Origin of the sequence: Hallella seregens ATCC 51272, assembly GCF_000518545.1 — a bacterium.
GTDB lineage: Bacteria > Bacteroidota > Bacteroidia > Bacteroidales > Bacteroidaceae > Prevotella > Prevotella seregens.
Genome location: NZ_JADU01000011.1, coordinates 1 through 18,343 on the forward strand (window position 1 = coordinate 1; position 18,343 = coordinate 18,343).

Annotated in this window: 14 protein-coding genes; 4 read left to right on the forward strand and 10 right to left on the reverse strand. The window is 50.1% G+C overall.

All coding sequences use genetic code 11. The annotated features are described in order from the left end of the window. Positions 1–545 precede the first annotated feature (545 nt). The 9 genes from L888_RS13990 to serS all read right to left on the reverse strand — a co-directional run bounded on the left by L888_RS13990 (position 546) and on the right by serS (position 13,886). Complete coding sequence (locus L888_RS13990; RefSeq protein WP_075261839.1) at positions 546–3,062, reverse strand: S8 family peptidase; 2,517 nt, start codon at positions 3,060–3,062, stop codon at positions 546–548. Between the two features lie 5 nt (positions 3,063–3,067). Next, on the reverse strand, positions 3,068–4,021 hold the full coding sequence (locus tag L888_RS0104825; protein WP_027952058.1) for an AAA family ATPase: 954 nt from the start codon (positions 4,019–4,021) through the stop codon (positions 3,068–3,070). Between the two features lies 1 nt (position 4,022). After that, positions 4,023–4,241, reverse strand: a complete 219-nt coding sequence (locus tag L888_RS0104830) for a helix-turn-helix domain-containing protein (RefSeq protein ID WP_014226349.1) — start codon at positions 4,239–4,241, stop codon at positions 4,023–4,025. 913 nt (positions 4,242–5,154) lie between these two features. After that, entirely contained in the window at positions 5,155–6,195 is a 1,041-nt protein-coding gene (locus tag L888_RS13380) for a site-specific integrase (protein WP_044248669.1), read from the reverse strand. A gap of 191 nt (positions 6,196–6,386) precedes the next feature. Continuing rightward, positions 6,387–7,811: a tRNA uridine-5-carboxymethylaminomethyl(34) synthesis GTPase MnmE gene (gene mnmE / locus L888_RS0104840; protein WP_044248672.1), complete on the reverse strand. Its 1,425-nt coding sequence runs from the start codon at positions 7,809–7,811 to the stop codon at positions 6,387–6,389. A 12-nt stretch (positions 7,812–7,823) separates the two neighbouring features. Then, positions 7,824–8,696, reverse strand: a complete 873-nt coding sequence (locus L888_RS0104845) for a nucleoside phosphorylase (protein WP_027952060.1) — start codon at positions 8,694–8,696, stop codon at positions 7,824–7,826. A 21-nt stretch (positions 8,697–8,717) separates the two neighbouring features. Beyond that, positions 8,718–9,875, reverse strand: a complete 1,158-nt coding sequence (locus L888_RS0104850; RefSeq protein WP_027952061.1) for a hypothetical protein — start codon at positions 9,873–9,875, stop codon at positions 8,718–8,720. A gap of 128 nt (positions 9,876–10,003) precedes the next feature. Beyond that, positions 10,004–12,403, reverse strand: coding sequence for a bifunctional dihydroorotate dehydrogenase B NAD binding subunit/NADPH-dependent glutamate synthase (locus L888_RS0104855; protein WP_027952062.1), 2,400 nt, complete (start codon positions 12,401–12,403; stop codon positions 10,004–10,006). A 190-nt stretch (positions 12,404–12,593) separates the two neighbouring features. After that, positions 12,594–13,886, reverse strand: a complete 1,293-nt coding sequence (serS, locus tag L888_RS0104860) for a serine--tRNA ligase (RefSeq protein ID WP_027952063.1) — start codon at positions 13,884–13,886, stop codon at positions 12,594–12,596. Positions 13,887–14,166: 280 nt separating this feature from the next. Between serS and L888_RS0104865 the strand changes: the two genes are divergently transcribed. Then, positions 14,167–14,460, forward strand: coding sequence for a hypothetical protein (locus tag L888_RS0104865; protein WP_005846386.1), 294 nt, complete (start codon positions 14,167–14,169; stop codon positions 14,458–14,460). A 227-nt stretch (positions 14,461–14,687) separates the two neighbouring features. Here the strand turns inward: L888_RS0104865 and L888_RS0104870 are convergent, their stop codons facing one another. Continuing rightward, positions 14,688–15,443, reverse strand: coding sequence for a YaaA family protein (locus tag L888_RS0104870; RefSeq protein WP_027952064.1), 756 nt, complete (start codon positions 15,441–15,443; stop codon positions 14,688–14,690). 580 nt (positions 15,444–16,023) lie between these two features. Here L888_RS0104870 and L888_RS0104875 point away from each other — a divergent pair. The 3 genes from L888_RS0104875 to L888_RS14445 are packed head-to-tail and all read left to right on the forward strand — an operon-like array spanning position 16,024 to position 18,309. Continuing rightward, on the forward strand, positions 16,024–16,602 hold the full coding sequence (locus L888_RS0104875; protein ID WP_005846382.1) for an isochorismatase family protein: 579 nt from the start codon (positions 16,024–16,026) through the stop codon (positions 16,600–16,602). Beyond that, positions 16,603–18,114, forward strand: a complete 1,512-nt coding sequence (locus L888_RS0104880) for a Y-family DNA polymerase (RefSeq protein ID WP_027952066.1) — start codon at positions 16,603–16,605, stop codon at positions 18,112–18,114. A gap of 48 nt (positions 18,115–18,162) precedes the next feature. Beyond that, a complete protein-coding gene (locus L888_RS14445) occupies positions 18,163–18,309 on the forward strand; it encodes a hypothetical protein (protein WP_005846363.1) in 147 nt (48 codons plus the stop codon). Positions 18,310–18,343: the final 34 nt, after the last annotated feature.

An 18,343-nucleotide genomic window follows, 5' to 3' on the forward strand; every position in this document is an offset into this window, starting at 1 on the left:
AATGAAATGGAAGTGTGGAGATTGTCGTCTAAACGGCTTGCCGCCCCGACCTTTTTTGTCCGTAGAAGCCCGGAACTACCTTTGCCGCTGACAACGAACAAACCGATCCCGACATGATACACGAGCATAAGTGGAGGATGTGCAGGGAGAGAAGCAGGGCGAAAACAAAAAACGCCGTCTTCGGAGACTGCATTTCATCATAAGAATAGAATACACAGAAAACAAAAAGCCGCCCAACGGACGGCTTTACGAAAAAATTAAGAGAGAAAATTCCTTTTTCTCACAATATACCCTTATCTTTGCAACAGGTTATTCGAGTTATGTAAAGCGTTGTATATCATTGCGGAAGATAGGTCGCCCAATCATTACCTATAGCATTTCATAACTCATTAGGCATTGAATACCAATCGTTTGAACCAAAATGATAGATTTTACGGAGACAGTTTTTCTCTATCCATATTTTGTGTCAACCCATATAATACAAGAACTGCGATTTATCGGGTAAGCCAATAATCATCTTTGTTTTTTAGGTTCCCACCTATTTATTAATCATTCGTTGAGATTTCTATGGGAATATTAACTACGGTTTCTATCTTTGTCTTAACGGTATTATAAAAATCTATATTTTCAACAGGGGTATCCAAAGATATAATCAAAGAATACCGCAGCTTATTGTTATATTGTTTCAAATTAGTACGTGTTTTCCACCAACCTCCAATTGGATAAACAACTATCAAGTTACATACTGCTAATTGAGCAGCTGTGAGGTTTAATTCGTCTGAATGTATTGATCCTTTATTTCTATTGTCCGATCCAATTAACCATCTGGTAGAATCATTCCTTCCACGCTCTTCGTTTTCTTCGGCTTCAATCAATTTATTAATTCTTAATTGAAAAGCCCTTTGATCTTCATCTTCTTTATTTACATCAAAACGCAATCCGCATGACGCATATCTGTATTTATCTTTCCAACCGATTTCTCCAGGAGCTGGTTCAATAAAATATGATAAAGTTACTCGCATTGTAACATTTGTTTCTGCAAGTTGCTCTAAAACCTCACGAGGCCAAGGTAACTCAAAAAAGTGCATTTCATTTATTTTTGGAGAATTATCTCCTCGCTCCTTGATAAAGGGCTGTATTATTTCTTGGGCAACATACGTTAAACCATTTTCTGTACTATAAAATGCTCTTTCTTCTGATGGTACACCATAACCACAATGGCGCAATCTTCGTTCCATGTCTCCTCTATTTCTTACAGGGAATTGTATTTCCATAGATGAAGTCCATTTTGCAGAATGAACCATTATTCCACGAATGCTTTCTGCCCATAAATGAGGATACCGAGCCTGCAATTTACCTGCAAAATTTGCAGCTAACGCCGTTGCTGCACTTGTCGCATTAATAGTGTCAAAATAACTGCTTATTTGGTAATTTTTACTCGTTGTTATCAATTCTAAATCTTGATGAGAAGAAAATGGGAATTGAAGATCATTGGTTTTATATAAATTTCCTCCTTCAAACATAACTTCTGGCTTAATCAATGCACCTTTTTCCCATAGTGATGACGTTCGAGAAAAGGGACTAATTCCACCACTTGGCGCAACACGATCATAGTTTCTCAAATTAGGACTATCTATTGCTACAATATTGGTAAAGGCCCCAACAGTCAAACCATTCCAAGCTTGAGCAGGATTCTGTATTGGTCGAAGGCTATTTCTGTTTGGATAACCAGTAACAATTTCCTTATCCAAATTATTTATATCCCTAATATTACCAGCAGAAACCATAAAAAAGCGACCTGTATTGCCATTGTTGTACGCAATCGAATCAACTGCTCCTGACCAAGATGTTGGCTTTCCTTGCTCACTATCTTCTGCCGTTATTGCCATGCAATAGCAAACGGTTTTGTGAGGGAATATAATTTCAGACGTCAAAACTGCTTGTTCTGTCAAAAATCCCCATGCTTCTTTGGGATTAGGAAGACCATGCGGATATAATTTAATTGAACCAACTTGGTTATCAATTTGTATTTTCTGGGTGCTGGCAAGGCAAGAAGACATATCGCCATAAATGACGGTTCCGCACATTCTTGTGCCATGCCCATCCCTATCCGCAAGACCCTCTCCAACGACAGAGCCACAATTTCTTTCTGGAATTATAGGTTCCAAAAGAGGATGTCCATTATTAACACCTGAATCTAATACACAAATGACGGAATTTGTATTTGGGTTAAATTGGACTCTATTATATAAATCTTCCACCCATTCTTGTTGCTCATTTCTATACTCATCAAATAGAAATCCTGTCAATACACGTCCACTTCGCAATTCTGCTAATTGGTCTGAACATCCCAATAATTTAGTCAGAGCATCTATATTTGCATATACTAAAAATACAGTCCTTTCTGGAAATGTTAGAATTGAATCCTCTTTGAAGTGAATGTTGAGACTCTGAAGAGAATCTATAAATCTGTTATGTTGATTTACAATATCTTCTGTTACAGAAGTTCTTATCCAAACCTCATACCAATCATTGTGATCAGTTGGAAAATCTTCATATCTGTCAGTCCATAATGCTTTCAGGAGAGCTACATTAATATTTTCGATACTTCGGAAAAGAGTGTCATTTTTAGGTTTCCCATTACGTAACTCTTCCGTCGCATATTTATGTAGCTTTTCTAAAAGTCTATTTTCCTTTCCATGAGGAATATAGATAGTTGCAAAAGTCTGTTCCTGGTTATCTTCTGTTTTTACCTGTCGAATATTTAACAATCGGATACCAGCTTTTTGATCTTCTAAACTTTTTGATACTAAATCATAAGTGGGAGCACTTGCAAATTCGAGATAAATTCCACTTCTCGCAGGTAAGGAGATTGCTTCCATTTGTTGTTTGACATTTGTATCATCAACTCTGGCAGCATCAAATTTCCGTTGTAAATATTCTGCATGTGCTTGCCGATTGCGCACAGGTATAGAGAGACCGCCACCACCACTACCTCTGGGAGAATATTTAATAGCTTTTTTTATTGTTTCAGGGATAATAATATGCTCGTATTTATTCATATTTATTATTTTAAATTGTAAGCTGATTTTCTTTCTTGAATTGTCTTTGCAAGCAAACCTGTGGATATTTTAACATTATTTATTACAGATTCTTTAATTGCATCTAAGCATGCTTGATTTATTTCTGCATGACTTAAAGATTCTAACTCTGGCAAAATCGAATCAATATCTTTTTGTGAAAGTTTCCCATATAATCGGTTTTTAAGCAGTTGAACTTTTTCAAGTTCGCTTGGAAGATGATAATGAATTACATCATCAAAACGTCTAAATAATGCCTGATCTAACAATTCTAAATTGTTAGTTGCTGCAATAATTAAACTATCAGAATGGTCTCTTTCAATAAATTGTAAAAATGAGTTTAATACTCGACGCATTTCGCCCACGTCATTATCCTTACCTCGTTGTCCTCCGATTGCATCAAACTCATCGAAAAGATAAACGGCAGGAACATCTTCAATATAATCGAATATTTGCCGTAATTTAGCACTTGTTTCTCCCATGTATTTTGTTACTATTTTATCCATTAGTACTACATATATTGGCAAGTGCAATTCATTGGCAATTATTGATGCTGTCATAGTTTTTCCTGTACCAGGATGCCCCGAAAAAAGAATTTTTCGTCTGTTTTCAAGGTTATGCCTAAACAATTTATCTTTATAGGTAAATTCATTAATAATTCTTTCTATTCTATTTTTTACTTGCGGGGCAACAACTAAATCTGTTAAATGTTCCTGTGGATAAATTTCTAAGAATAAGCCTTGTAAATTAGAATCTATGTTTTTTAATTTAGGCTTATTGATTTTTGCAGCATCAATAATTTTTCGTATATCATTAGCTAAATTTGTATGTCCCAATTTAGCTTCATGAGCTGCAATTTGTAATGCAACAGTGTTAAATCTCTCGCTATTGTCTTCAAAGTGGCTCTTTACGAGCGTTTTTAATTGATTCGCTGTTGCCATATTATTGCTTATTTTTAATTTGTTCTATATCATCTTTTGAATATAGTAGTTCATTTACCTCTACATCAAGAATTGAAGCTATTTTGTATAGAGTTTCAAGGTTTGGCTGAGTCCTATTTTGCACATAAGAATTAACCATATTAAAACTCTTTCCTAATTGCTCCGCTAACCATTTCTGTTTAATGCCTTTATTGTCAAGCACAAGTTTTATCTTATTCATAGATCAAATACTTTACTCAATTTTTCAGTGCAAATATACAAAATAAATCGAGATGTTTATATCTCAGCCAGATAATTCTTTTGTGATTTTAAACCTATTTAAGCTCTTCTCCGCCTGCTTGAATATGGGAAGACTAATTTTGCTTGTGCCTATCTAACACATTTATCTTTCATTAAAATCTTAAGAGTTTTTAGTCTTCTTGCCCCTACAAAAACAATCAAAACAAAGTATAGATATTTTAACAACTACTTAAACATGATATGTTGTTTTTTGCTCAAAGAGAAGATTTATACCAATAAAGATGACAGAATAATGTTGATAAGTTGCCTGCTTCGAGGTTTTGGAAATAACTCTATAAAAATCTTTCTTTAAATATAGACATAAAAAACAGATTACTCTTCGAATGAATGTATCTGCCCCCAATTGATACAGCTCTTGAACTCAGAAATGGGATCCAAAACATGGATAAATTTCTACTGCTTTGAGAGACCACCCCAAAGCATCGCCAGGCCACTACCAGCTATGCTATATGGAATAATAGTAGAAGCTGCATAAGAAGAACAATAAACCATATCAAAGAAATTCTGTATGTTTCTAACTGTGAAAGAAAAAGGCAAATCCGTTGTCTAAAATTAGGGAGTACTATAATATGATAAAATGTTTCGATAAAGAATGACCTTTGTTTAAGTCAAACAACCACTAAGTTCTATGTCCCAAAAGCAGAATTTAAGGAGTGCTATATGAATATTTTGTCATGATGGATTACTTTTTATAATACCCAAACTATTTTAAACGAAGAAATTCCCATCTTTTCGCGAAAATATCGCTACCTTTGCAGCAAACAAAGTGGTTCTTTGAAATGGCAAAACAAGGTAGAGTATAGAAGTTCGCTGGTTTCCTTATCGTTACCTCCCTATATTGACAAACAATTTAATCTATTGATTATTTGTCGTTTATAAAAATCTCTATGTCGTGCACAGTGAAATGTTATATCCTTATTTATACCCGCCTTTGCAACCCACAGCTTTATGGTTTTGTTCGTACAGGATGGAGAGTGTATATCCGTAAAAACATAATCATCGGGGTTTCCTCGTTCACCCATCAGCTCTACAGCCTCTGCCGTTATGTCGAGATATTCCTGCCCTGCGGTTTTCTTTTGCTTGAAAATGATACGGGTAAAATCGCCCTGCTGATAAACATCACCCCAGCGTAACCGTAGCACATCGCTACGCCGTAACCCCGTGAGGCAAGAGAACAGGAATGCTGCTTTGATTTGTGGGTACTCGCACTCTGTCTGTGCAAGTTTCTTTACCTCGTCGATAGTGAGGTACATTCGTGTTCCCTCTTCCGCCTTGAACCCGTCTATACCACGTAGCGGATTGACAGCTATAATCCGCTCCTCATAGGCTTGATTAAGGCACGCCCGCAATTTATTGAAATACGACATCTTGCTGTTACGGGCAAGTGGATGGTCTTTAATACGCTTTCGGTAATCGTGTGTCCACGCCACAGCATCATTATCGAGGTAATCCTTAAACCCCTGTACCCATTCGGGCGTTATCTCGGCAAAGGTAATGTCCTCCCGCTTTTCGTACTTCTTCAAATGATGGAGACACGAATACCAATTACCCCAGTTGCCTCTGCTTTCTCCTCCCAGCCGTTTTTCGCAGAGTGAACGATAATAATCGAAAAAACGAGTAGAGGCTGCAAACTGCGATTGGAAGCCGTACTGCCCGTTGCGGAGTTCGAGAACCCGTTTTGCACGGATAGCATCAGCGAGTTTGAGCGTTTCTCGGTTCTTTTCCCTGTCGGCTCTCGTCTTCTCGGGAACGAGATACATTTTCAGATACTCATACGAGCGTCGCCCGTTGAGATAGATGTCGAGGTACAGGCTTATCAGCCCCGACGGTGTACGCCTTTGACGTAGGCGGATTGGCTCTTTTGACTGTCCCATGATTTTTGTTGCTTGCTTTGTTGCTTAATATGTTTCCAGCAACAAAGTAACAACAAATAAACGACAAATCGGGTATAAACCGTGCAAAAATTTCGATTTATTTTCCGATGCTTATTTCGATGAAACTCCCTTTGTAATCTCACATTAGTTGCATCAGTTTTATATCTGATTTGATACACCCAAAATAAGGCTTACTTTCCGATGCAAAAGTGAGAAAATATATTGTGGAGGGTTTCCTGGGGAGTGATGCGGCCCCGACCGGTTATATCTGCAAGGTCGTCGAGGACGAGACGGAGGTCTTCGGCAATCAGGTCAGTAGGGAAATTCGAGCGCATGCCTTGAAGCACACGAGACAGGTTATCGTGTGCACGAGAAAGAGCCTCGTAATGGCGGGCACTTGTAATGATAACGCTACTTTCGTTAATATCGGGGATGTCGGCAGCCTGGAGTAAAGCCGATTCAAGAGTGTCGAGCCCTAATCCAAGTTTTGCAGAAATATAAATAGTCGCTCCAGGCTTATTTGCAGAGAGAGAATGAACGGAAGTGGTAGCGTTGGTTGTTTCCGGGGTAGGGGAGTGCAGGTCGATTTTGGTTCGCACCATGATGAGGTGCTTGTCATGAGTGCGCCGTTGCATGTCGGCCATTTCTTCGGGAGTGGGAGTGGCATCTGTGAGCCAAAGTACAATGGTGGCCTCGTCAAGTTTCTGATAGGTGCGTGCTATGCCCAATTGCTCTATCTTGTCGCAGGTGGTGCGGATGCCAGCCGTATCAATGAATCGGAAAGGAATACCCTGAATGGTCATCGAATCTTCTATGACGTCGCGCGTTGTGCCGTGGATGTCGCTGACGATAGCCCGTTCCTCATGAAGCAACCGATTGAGCAGAGTCGACTTTCCCACATTGGTCTTTCCCACGATTGCTACCGGAATACCCTGCTTCAGCGCATTGCCGGTCTCAAAAGAGCGGGCAAGGGTCGTTATCCGATGGTCTATTCTGACAGCAAGAGTCTCGAGTTCATCCCGATTGGCAAACTCGAGTTCTTCATGGTCACTGAAATCGAGCTCTAGCTCCAGGAGGCTCGTGATCTTGAGCAGTTGCTCGCGCAGGAGGGAGAGCTCGCTGCTGAAATGTCCTTTCAGCTGGCTAAGCGCCATCTTATGCGTTGCCCGATTGGTTGCCGATACCAAATCGGCCACAGCTTCGGCTTGAGACAAGTCCATCTTGCCATTAAGATACGCCCGCTGGGTATATTCTCCAGGAGTGGCCTGCCGTGCTCCGGCATCGATGCAGGCCTTAATGGCCTCATGGAGGACATAGGCCGATCCATGGCAGCTAATCTCCGTACAGTCTTCGCCGGTATAGCTGTGCGGGGCACGATAGATGCAGACCATTACGTCGTCGATATCCTCGCCATCCAGCGTATGAAGGTGTCCATAGTGCAGACTGTTGGGCCGGGCATGGACAAACTGATGGGCACCGTCTCCGGCTGAACCTGCCTTGATAGGGGAGAAGAGCCGACCGGTGACCGTAAGGGCATCGGGGCCGCTGAGGCGCAACACGCCAATGGCACCGCCCGCAGGTGTAGCCAGTGCTACGATGGTATCACTGTTTATCATGCAAAGGAGTGATTAGATGCGGTCGAGTACGGTGGTGATGAGGCCGTCAATGTCGTTCTTGTAATTGCTCTCAGCTTTCTTGGCCACGCGATTAGCAATGACCATGCACACCGTAAGTGCTTTGTGCCCCATGAGCGAAGAGAGTCCGGCCAAGGCACTCGACTCCATCTCAAAGTTTGTGATGTGAAAGCCGTCGTAATCAAAACTCTCTATCTTCTCGTTCAGCTTCGGGTCGGCCAACGGCACACGGAGCTGACGCCCTTGAGGACCGAAGAAACCGCCACAGGCAATGGTATATCCGCGAACCATGTCCTTGTCGGCAATTCGGTCGAGCAGTCCTGTATCAGAGACGGACACGTAGGGATTGCCCATCTTGTCCTGCCATTTCACATGATCCTTAAAGGATTGCTCCAACGAAAGATCACAAACCTTATCTCTACCAGCATAGAAATTCAGAAGCCCGTCGAATCCTATACTTTTGACCGTTGCCACGTAGGTTCCTGTCGGCACATCGGGTTGCAGTCCCCCGCAGGTGCCAATGCGTACAAACTCGAGCGACCGCAGCTGTGGCTTGGACGTGCGTGTCTGGAAGTCGATATTGGCCAGTGCATCCATCTCGTTGAGCACAATGTCGATGTTGTCGCAGCCAATGCCCGTACTTTGCACCGTGATACGCTTGCCATGATAAGTGCCGGTGATGGTTAGGAACTCGCGATTGCTCACCTCGCACTCCTTGGTTTCAAAATGTGAGGCGACCAAGGCCACCCGTTCGGGATCGCCTACCAGAATCACTTTGTCGGCCAGCTGTTCGGGTTTGAGGTGGAGATGGAAGATGGAGCCGTCGCCGTTGATGATGAGTTCAGACTCTGCAAAATACGTATTCATAGCGTTTATGTTTTTAGTTATTCATTGATTTTCGAGCACGCGGACTTTGAGTGTCAGTGCCCGAAGGTCTTCCCTTTGCTGGGCCTGTTGCTTCTCGGCATCGATTATCTGATGCGCGGTCTGCTGTTCGGCTTGCCGATGATATGCACTTCGCAGACTTTCCAGTTCCCGTTCTGTCTTGGCAATCATTGCATCCAGCTCTTCTATCTGGGCATAGAGCCGTCGGCTCTCGGCTTTCTTGAACTGGGAGGGCGAGGTGACAACACGCCCGTTGTTGATCACAAACCGCATGCCACCAGCCGCCATGCCCGACTTGGCCTTGCGACGGGCTGCCAAGGTCCGCAGCCGGGTTAGTGCCTCGCTGCGGTTGCCAAACGCCCAAGTGTCTCTGATGCTGCGAATGGCAGCGTAGTGTTCCAGTTGACTCGTGCTGAGTCCGTCGTTGGTAAAGTCCTGACGAAGACCGGACGGAACAAAGGTATAGATGCACACGCTATCCTGCGGCTGGAACCTATCGCTGACCAGCCAGCCCAATGTATCTACGTCGTCAATGACGAGCAGGTAATCGTTGGCCGTGGAGTTGAAAGGCAGTCCGTAGTTTTCGGGCTTGTACCATTCGCCCTTGTCGGCATCGAAAGTTGTCATGAAGATGTCGCGCCCCCCTATGGAGCTTGGGCCTATCGCCGAGAAATAGAGCGTGGTGCCATCGGTTGAGAGGAAAGGGTAGTCCTGCCACATGTAGTCTTCGCCGGATATGTCGGCCAACCGCACGGGTTGCCCCCAAGCACTGCCCAATCGGGTCTGTGACCAGAGCGTGGTGCCGGTGGTGTCGCCGCCGGCGAAGATGCGCCGGTCACCAAACCCATCCTGATACTGCATCTGGCATCCGCCCTGCGCATTGGTGCCGGTCTGTCGGGCCGTCAGCCGTCCCACCTCGCTGTCTATGGGAATGGCTGCCAGAAAATCGGCCTTGGCCACCACCATGCTGTCTACAAACATCATCTTGGCCGTTGCGGGCAGCATGGTGCGATAGAGGCTGTTCGCCGGCGTTTCCTGCATTGCGGGCCTGCCCGCTTTCTTGGTAGGCCTGGCTTTCCCCGCGGTTCGCTGTCTCTGTGCATGCCCTGTCTCTGCTACAAGCAGGGCCATGACCATCAGCATTATGATTTTCTGTTTCATCTGTCTCCTCAATTGGAAGAACAAAGATAAGGCTTTTCCGATAAACGCCGAAGCCGCCAAAGTGTTTTTTAGATAATATTAATAGGCATCGTCAGCCGGCGGACTGGCCTATTACAGACGTTCCATCTTTAGGCCAGCAGGGTTGACGCCATGCTGGCGGCGGCACGCCGTCCGTCGCCCATGGCCAGAATCACCGTGGCACCGCCACGAACAATGTCGCCGCCTGCATAGAGTCCGGAGCGTGACGACATCATGTCTTCGTTCACCACGATGGTATTCTTCCGTCCGAGTTCCAGCCCGGGTATCGACTTCGGCACCAGCGGGTTGGGCGACACACCGACAGCCACAATCACCTGGTCGCACTCCAGCGTGACGGTCTGCCCCGTGATCTCCGGCCGCCGACGGCCAGAGGCATCGGGCTCACCCAGCTGCATCACGTCGAGCACGGCCGCGCAGATGCGCCCATTCTCGTCGCCCAGATACTCCTTGGGATTGTGGAGCGTGAGGAAGCGGATGCCTTCTTCCTTGGCATGCTTCACTTCTTCCAAACGGGCGGGCATCTCCGCTTCCGACCGGCGATAGACCAGCGTCACGTCGGCGCCCAGCCGTTTGGCCGTGCGACAGGAGTCCATGGCCGTGTTTCCACCGCCCACCACGATCACTTTCTTGCCCAGAATGATGGGCGTGTCGGTGTCGGGGTTGGCCGCATCCATCAGGTTCACGCGTGTCAGATACTCGTTGCTCGACATCACATTGATGAGATTCTCGCCCGGAATGTCCATAAAATTGGGCAGACCGGCTCCCGAAGCTACAAAGATTCCCTTGAATCCACGTTCTTCAAGTTCCTCTACCTTAATGGTTTTTCCAATGATAGTGTCTGTCTGGAAGTGCACGCCGGCACGCCGCAGATTGTCAATCTCCACGTCTACGATGCGATTGGGCAGACGGAACTCGGGAATGCCGTACTTGAGCACACCGCCAATCTCGTGCAGGGCCTCGAAGACATATACCTCGAATCCCCGCTTCACCATGTCGCCGGCAAAGCTCAGCCCCGCAGGGCCAGAGCCTACCACGGCCACCTTGATGCCGTTGCCCGGGGCAATCTCGGGCAGGGCCATCTGTCCGCTCTCCCGCTCGTAGTCGGCGGCAAACCGCTCCAGATAGCCGATGGCCACGGCCGGCTCGTTCATTTTGACGTGAATGCAGCGGCTCTCGCACTGTTTTTCCTGGGGACACACGCGGCCGCACACGGCCGGCAGGGCCGAAGTTTGCTTGAGCACCTTGGCGGCAGCGAGAAAGTTGCCCCGCTCTATGTTCTTGACAAACGAGGGGATGTCGATGTTCACCGGGCATCCTTCCACGCACGTGGGCTTGGCGCAGTCCAGACAACGGTGGGATTCTCTCACGGCCATCTCTGCCGTCAGGCCTTGGTTCACCTCCTCGAGCCGGGTGGTGGAACGGTAGGTGGCATCCAGTTCGGGCATTTTCACCCGCTCAATGGCCATCCGTTCCTTTGCTTTCATCGCCGCACGCAAATCCTTGCGCCATTGAGCATTACGCGAGTAGTCCTCTGCTGATTCTGCCTCTTCCGCAGGAGGAAGCGACGGATTCCCTTGGAAAGTCTTCCCCGTCTCCTCTCCAGTGTGAGGAGGCAACGGCCCTCCTTGGGAGAACCCTCCAGTTTCTCCTCCAGCAGGAGAGGGAGCGGGGGAGGCTTGGTAATGCTCCATCTCCTCCCGCTCCACGTTTTTGAAAGTGCCCATGCGCTTCATCATCTCGTCCCAATCCACCTGATCGCCGTCGAACTCGGGGCCGTCGATGCACACAAACTTGGTCTTACCGCCGATGGTGAGCCGGCAGGCGCCGCACATGCCCGTGCCGTCCACCATGATGGTATTGAGCGAAACGTCGTTGGGTATGCCGTATTTCCGGGCCATCTGCGAGGTGAACTTCATCATGACAGGCGGGCCAATGGCCAGCACCTTGTCCACATGCTCGCGCCGAATCACCTGTTCCACGCCCACAGTCACCACGCCTTGCTGGCCGTAGGAGCCGTCATCGGTCATGATGATGACCTCGTCGCTGTATCGGGCCACATCGTCCACCATGATGACAAGGTTCTTCGTGCGGCCGGCCAGCACCGAAATGACACGGTTGCCGGCCTGCTTCAGAGCCATGAGAATGGACAGGATGGCCGCAATGCCAATGCCGCCGCCGGCACAAATCACCGTACCGTAGTTCTCGATGCGCGAGGGATTGCCCAATGGGCCCACAATGTCGTGCACGGTGTCGCCTTCACGGAGCCGGCAGAATTTGGTAGACGAGAGACCCACCTCCTGGATGACGAGCGTCAACGTGCCCCTGGCGGCATCTGCCTTGGCAATGGTATAGGGCACGCGCTCGCTTTTCTGGTCCACCCGTACAATGATGAAGTTGCCGGGACGGCAGCTCCGGGCTATGAGCGGAGCCTCCACCTCGAAGCAATATACTTTCTCGGAGAACTGCTCTTTCTTGATAATCTTGTTCATGGTTCGCAATATCTTTAGTGGTTGTTTTTGTATAATGAGGTTGAGCAGGGTAGGGCGGATAGGGCCGGACGATAGGTGGAATGCGGCAGGGACATGCGCCCCGCATGTCTGTCAAGGCTTTGCGGCCACAGACATACAGGACGTATGTCCCTGCCAAATGTCAGCTGTTGTATATATATAATAAGGTGTCTTATCCGAAGTTCTTGTCGTCGAGCATCTCGAAGCCACAGTAGGGCACAAGCACTTTCGGCACGCGGATGCCCTCGGGCGTCTGGTTGTTCTCAATGATCGAAGCCACGATGCGGGGCAGAGCGAGGGCCGAGCCGTTCAGCGTGTGGCAGAGTTCGGTCTTCTTGGTCTCCGCGCGGCGGAAGCGGCAGTGCAGCCGATTGGCCTGGTAGCTCTCGAAGTTGGACACCGACGACACCTCCAACCATCGCTTCTGGGCGGCGCTCCACACCTCGAAGTCATAGCAGATGGCCGACGTAAAGCTCATGTCGCCGCCGCAGAGCAGCAGGATGTGGTAGGGGAGTTCCAGCTTCTGCAGCAGACCTTCCACGTGGTTCAGCATCTCCTGCAGGCTCTCGTAAGAGTGTTCCGGCTTGTCAATGCGCACGATTTCCACCTTGTCGAACTGGTGTAGACGGTTCAGTCCGCGCACGTCCTTGCCGTAACTGCCGGCCTCGCGACGGAAGCAAGCCGAGTAGGCGCACCGCTTGACGGGCAGCTCTTTCTCGTCGAGAATCTCGTCGCGGAAGATGTTGGTCACCGGCACCTCGGCTGTGGGGATGAGGTAAAGGTTGTCGAGATTGGCATGATACATCTGTCCTTCCTTGTCGGGCAGCTGGCCCGTGCCGTAGCCGCTGGCCTCGTTGACCACGTAGGGCGGCTGCACTTCCAGGTAGCCCGACTTGCGGGCCTCGTCGAGAAAGAAGGCTTCCAGCGCACGCTGGAAGCGGGCCATCTTGCCCAGATAGATGGGGAAGCCGGCCCCGGTAATCTTCACTCCGAGGTCGAAGTCCACCAGATTGTACTTCTTCAGCAGGTCCCAGTGGCACAGCGCGTCGCCGTCCAGCTGGGGCATGGGGCCGCCTTCTTTCACCACCACGTTGTCCTCGGCGTCCTTGCCCTCGGGCACGGCGTCGTTGGGAATATTGGGAATCTGGAGCAGCACCTGCGTCATGTCCTCCTGTGCCTTGTCCATGATCTCCTGCAAAGCCTTGTCTGTGGCTTTCAACTCGGCCACGCGGTTCTTTATTTCTTCAGCCTCGGCCTTCTTGCCGTCCTTCATCAGTCCGCCAATCTGCTTGGCAAACTGGTTCTGCTGCTGCTTGTTGTTGTCGAGTTTCAGCTGTGTCTCGCGGCGCAGCTTGTCATATTCCAATACTTTCTCGACGGCTTCGCGTGCGCCCTGGAAGTGTTTCTTCTCCAGTCCTTTGACCACACGCTCCGTCTCTTCGCTTATAAGCTTCAGTGTAAGCATGATGCTGTGATTTTAAGAATTATCTATATTTCGGGCAAAAGTACAAAAAAACTGTGAGAGCGCAAACAATTTCGATGAAATAAGCGGCCGTTGCTTTCTTTTCGTTCACAGGTCTTTGTAATTTATCATAATCGCAATTATATTTGAAAAGTGGGGCGAACGGAGGCTGGAAAGCGGTGGGCCGTATTGCTAATAATTTATAATTTGAAGACCGGGAGCAGCTTGTTCTGGCATAATTACTTATCTTTGCAACTCATTAAACACTGTAAAGAATACGATTATGATTAAGATGTATGGCATGAAAACCTGTCCGTACTGCAGCTATGTGGAGAAACAGGTGGAAGGCAATCCCGATTTTCAGCTTGTGGACATTGGCGAACATGTGAAGAATCTGAAAGAGTTTCTCGACCTGCGCGACCATCATCCCGCTTTCGAGGAGGCCCGTCGCATTGGCGACGTGGGCATTCCCTGCTATGTGCGCGAGGATGGCAGCGTGACGTTGTCGTCGGCCGAGGTGGGTCTGGAGCCCATGCCCGACGGCCCTGCATGCAGCCTTGACGGCACCGGCTGCTGACCATGGGCACCTGTGTGCACGTCCTTTACTCATCGGCCGCCCGGCAGACCAAGCATCTGTTGGGCGGTTTGCGTAACGCGCCGCATAGTGGGCACTTGAAAGCAAAGCTATAATCGGCTTGCGACAACACCGTAAACGCGAGCGGATTACGGTGTAATCGTATGGCCTTTTCGCCGCAAACGCGCGGCGATTACGCCGTGCACGCGGAACCGTTGCACGGGGACGGTTTATCCCTCGCGCACAAAATAAGGAATGGCGGGCTCGCCCAGCTGAGGCCGCCAGGCAAATCCCTCGTAGCCGAACTCGTGCAGGACTTCGACCGACGTGGGCTGCTGTTCCAGCAGCCAGCGTGTCATGGCTCCACGGCAGGCCTTGGCCCACACTGCCTGGACGGCCAGCTCTCCCCCACTGTCCACCATGAACATGGGCTGAACGACACGCAGCTCGCGGCAAAGCCGCCGCCAGTCGAACAGATGTTCGTATTCGCCCGTGCTGAGATGCACCAGCACACCGTCGTCGGCCAGCGTGCGGCGGATGAGCAAGTCGGTGAGTTTGTCCCTCCAGAAATGGAACAGCGGAACGTCGTTGGTGGCTGGAAGACTGATGGTTGGCACGATACGGTAAGGCGCGATTCCGTCCAGCGGCCGCAGCAGTCCGTAGAGATAGCACGTAATGCGTAGGTGCTCTTGGGCATAGTTGAGGGCCGACGGGCTGAGCGTTGTGGCCCGCAGGTGCTTGTAGGCCTGGCCGCTGTAGGCCATGATGGCCGGCCGGCGTTCGGCCAGCAGAAAGTTCTGGTAGCGCAGCCAGTTCTCGGCGACCAGCTTGGGGCTGCATTTCAGCCGGTCGCCCAGCTCGCCGGTATCCATCCGGGCCAGGTCGGCCGCAATGGCTTGGGCCGTGGCGTCAAACATGGGGACAGATTGGGGCTGCACCGTGCAGCGGCCATTCATCAGCTTGGCATCGGCAAGAAGTATTTGCATATCGGCGGTTTTGGGAGTTTGTGTTGCGGTGCAAAGGTAAGGTTTTTGGGCGAATCCCGTCGTCCGGGGCCGGCTGTTTTTGCGTCGGGACACAAAAAAACAAGACCTCTCGCGAGACCTTGCATCTTTGTTGGCAGAACCTTGGTTCCGCTTTTGGAGCTTGATTGTGGGTTCACGCCTCACGGCGGAAACCAACGCTCATGCTTCAACTTGTTGTCCTGAATGGTTCAATCTTTGTTTACCTTAAACTAATTACCTAATGACTTAAACAATCTTTACCTAAAAACCTAAAACTAAAAACCTATATGAAACTACTAACCTAAAAATCTTATTAACCTTTTGACGATGCAAAGATACGGCGTTTCTCACGACTGCACAATGTTTTCGCTCCTGTTTTCTCCCAAAACCGCTCAATTCTTGACCTAAATCAACAAGTTGTGTGCGGACACAACACAAAAACTCCTGTTCGTCGCAATGAATGTCCCCACGGCTTGCCGCTTTCAGAAAAAATCTCTATTTTTGCATTTGCAAGTACCCCTCACCCCGAAACTGTGAGGGCGGAGAAAACCCTGCAACGAAGATGGAAGAAACGAAGAAGATAAAAAAGATGCTGCTCGTCGTGGATCCGCAGATCGATTTCATCGGTGGAACCCTACCCGTGCCCGGTGCGGCCGAGGCCATGGACGGGCTGGCCCGGTATGTAGAGACCCACGACGACTATGCCGTGAAGCTCGTCACGTCCGACTGGCACCCCTATCGTCACGCATCGTTCGACCGTGAAGGCGGCCAGTGGCCGCCCCATTGCATCCAGCACTCGGCGGGGGCGGCCCTCTGGCAACCCCTGCTCGAGGCGCTCAACCGCTCGCGCGGTGGCTTCACCTTATTATATAAGGGCGACCGGGTAGACCGCGAAGAATACTCCATCATGCAGAACGATCGGTCGGCTGCCGTCGTCGACCGGCTGGTGCGGGCCCTCCGCATTGACCGGATAGACCTGTGCGGCCTGGCCGGCGACGTGTGCGTGCTCAACACCGCACGCGACCTGCTAGCCCTCTACGGCCCCGGGCGGCTGCACCTGCTCACCCCCTACTCGCCCTCGCTCGACGATGGCAGCCGGCTGCGCGCCTTTGTCCGGGAAAACGGCATCACCGCCGAATAGATGACAGACAAGCGCAGCTATATCGCCATCGACCTCAAGTCGTTCTACGCCAGCGTGGAATGTCGCGAGCGTGGACTGGATCCGTTGACGACGAATCTGGTCGTGGCCGACGTGAGTCGCACCGAGAAAACCATCTGTCTGGCCGTGTCGCCCTCGCTCAAGGCCTACGGCATCAGCGGCCGGGCACGCCTCTTCGAGGTGGTGCAGCGGCTGCGCGAGGTGAACTATGCGCGGCGCCAGCAGGCGCCGGGGCGGCAGTTCGCGGGGCAGTCGGTGTCGGACACGGAGCTCAAGGCCCATCCCGAGCTGGAGATTGGCTACATTGCCGCCACGCCACGCATGGCGCACTACAAGGCCTACAGCAAGCGCATCTACGAGATATACCTGCGCTACGTCTCGCCCGAAGACATCCACGTCTATTCCGTCGACGAGGTGTTCTGCGACGTGACCCCCTATTTGGCCAGCTATAAAATGACTGCCCACCAGCTGGCCATGACTATGATACGCGACGTGCTGCGCGAGATCGGCATCACGGCTACGGCCGGCATCGGCACCAATCTCTACCTGGCCAAGGTGGCTATGGACATCGTTGCCAAGCACATGCCGGCCGACAGCGACGGCGTGCGCATAGCCGAACTCGACGAAACAGCCTACCGTGAGCAGCTGTGGGACCACCGGCCGCTCACCAGTTTCTGGCGGGTTGGGGGTGCCACTGCCCGCAAGCTGGAGGCCTACGGCATGCACACCATGGGCGACGTGGCCCGTTGTTCCGTCAATCACGAGGCGTTGCTCTACCGGCTTTTTGGCGTTAATGCCGAGCTGCTTATCGACCATGCCTGGGGCTGGGAACCGTGCACCATGGCCGCCATCAAGGCTTACCGGCCGGAGACGAGCTCGCTGAGCAGTGGGCAGGTGCTGTCCGAACCCTATGATTTTGCCAAGGCCAAGGTGGTGATGAAAGAGATGGCCGACGCGCTGGCCCTCGACTTGGTGGACAAACGGCTGGTAACCGACCAGATTGTCATCACCATTGGCTACGACCGTGAAAGCCTCATCCGCCCCGAGATACGGGCCGCCTACCGTGGCCCCATCGGCTTCGACCACTATGGCCGGCAGGTGCCCCGACCGGCACATGGGTCGCAAAATCTGACGAGGCTCACGGCTTCGAGTAGAAAAATCATTGAAGCGGCTATCTCTTTGTTCGACAGCATGGTTAACCCTAACCTGCTCATTCGTCGCTTGAACATTGTCGCGGCACGGGTGTTGCCCGAGCAGGAAGCCGAGAAGCAGCACCAGACGCCGGTACAGCTCGACATGTTTGCCGACAATTCCCTGCTGCTGCAACAGCAGCAGGACGAGGAACGGTCGCTCGCCCGCGAGCACCGCATGCAGGAGACACTGCTCGACATCAAAAAGAAATTTGGGAAGAATGCCATCCTGCGGGCTCTCGACTTTGCTGAGGGAGCGACGGCCCGCCAGCGCAACAGCCAGATAGGCGGGCACCGCGCCTGACCTTTCTGCACGCCAAAGCCACGGACACTCATCGAAAATACGACGATAATGGGAAAATACGACGACATCATTCACCTGCCCCACCACGTTTCCAAGCTGCATCCCCCTATGCCCATGTCGGAGCGGGCGGCCCAGTTCGGCTCTTTCGCTGCGCTTGGCAGCCTGGACTTTACCTCCTCGTCCGCCAAGAGCTGACAGGCCAGCGCTTAGTGGACAAGGAGAAAAAGGG

What these genes read in the sequence shown, in the direction of transcription:
- L888_RS13990 (WP_075261839.1), bottom strand. Translation starts at nt 3,062, where the DNA reads ATGAATAAATACGAGCATATTATTATCCCTGAAACAATAAAAAAAGCT.
- L888_RS0104825 (WP_027952058.1), bottom strand. Translation starts at nt 4,021, where the DNA reads ATGGCAACAGCGAATCAATTAAAAACGCTCGTAAAGAGCCACTTTGAA.
- L888_RS0104830 (WP_014226349.1), bottom strand. Translation starts at nt 4,241, where the DNA reads ATGAATAAGATAAAACTTGTGCTTGACAATAAAGGCATTAAACAGAAA.
- L888_RS13380 (WP_044248669.1), bottom strand. Translation starts at nt 6,195, where the DNA reads ATGGGACAGTCAAAAGAGCCAATCCGCCTACGTCAAAGGCGTACACCG.
- mnmE (WP_044248672.1), bottom strand. Translation starts at nt 7,811, where the DNA reads ATGATAAACAGTGATACCATCGTAGCACTGGCTACACCTGCGGGCGGT.
- L888_RS0104845 (WP_027952060.1), bottom strand. Translation starts at nt 8,696, where the DNA reads ATGAATACGTATTTTGCAGAGTCTGAACTCATCATCAACGGCGACGGC.
- L888_RS0104850 (WP_027952061.1), bottom strand. Translation starts at nt 9,875, where the DNA reads ATGAAACAGAAAATCATAATGCTGATGGTCATGGCCCTGCTTGTAGCA.
- L888_RS0104855 (WP_027952062.1), bottom strand. Translation starts at nt 12,403, where the DNA reads ATGAACAAGATTATCAAGAAAGAGCAGTTCTCCGAGAAAGTATATTGC.
- serS (WP_027952063.1), bottom strand. Translation starts at nt 13,886, where the DNA reads ATGCTTACACTGAAGCTTATAAGCGAAGAGACGGAGCGTGTGGTCAAA.
- L888_RS0104865 (WP_005846386.1), top strand. Translation starts at nt 14,167, where the DNA reads ATGATTAAGATGTATGGCATGAAAACCTGTCCGTACTGCAGCTATGTG.
- L888_RS0104870 (WP_027952064.1), bottom strand. Translation starts at nt 15,443, where the DNA reads ATGCAAATACTTCTTGCCGATGCCAAGCTGATGAATGGCCGCTGCACG.
- L888_RS0104875 (WP_005846382.1), top strand. Translation starts at nt 16,024, where the DNA reads ATGGAAGAAACGAAGAAGATAAAAAAGATGCTGCTCGTCGTGGATCCG.
- L888_RS0104880 (WP_027952066.1), top strand. Translation starts at nt 16,603, where the DNA reads ATGACAGACAAGCGCAGCTATATCGCCATCGACCTCAAGTCGTTCTAC.
- L888_RS14445 (WP_005846363.1), top strand. Translation starts at nt 18,163, where the DNA reads ATGGGAAAATACGACGACATCATTCACCTGCCCCACCACGTTTCCAAG.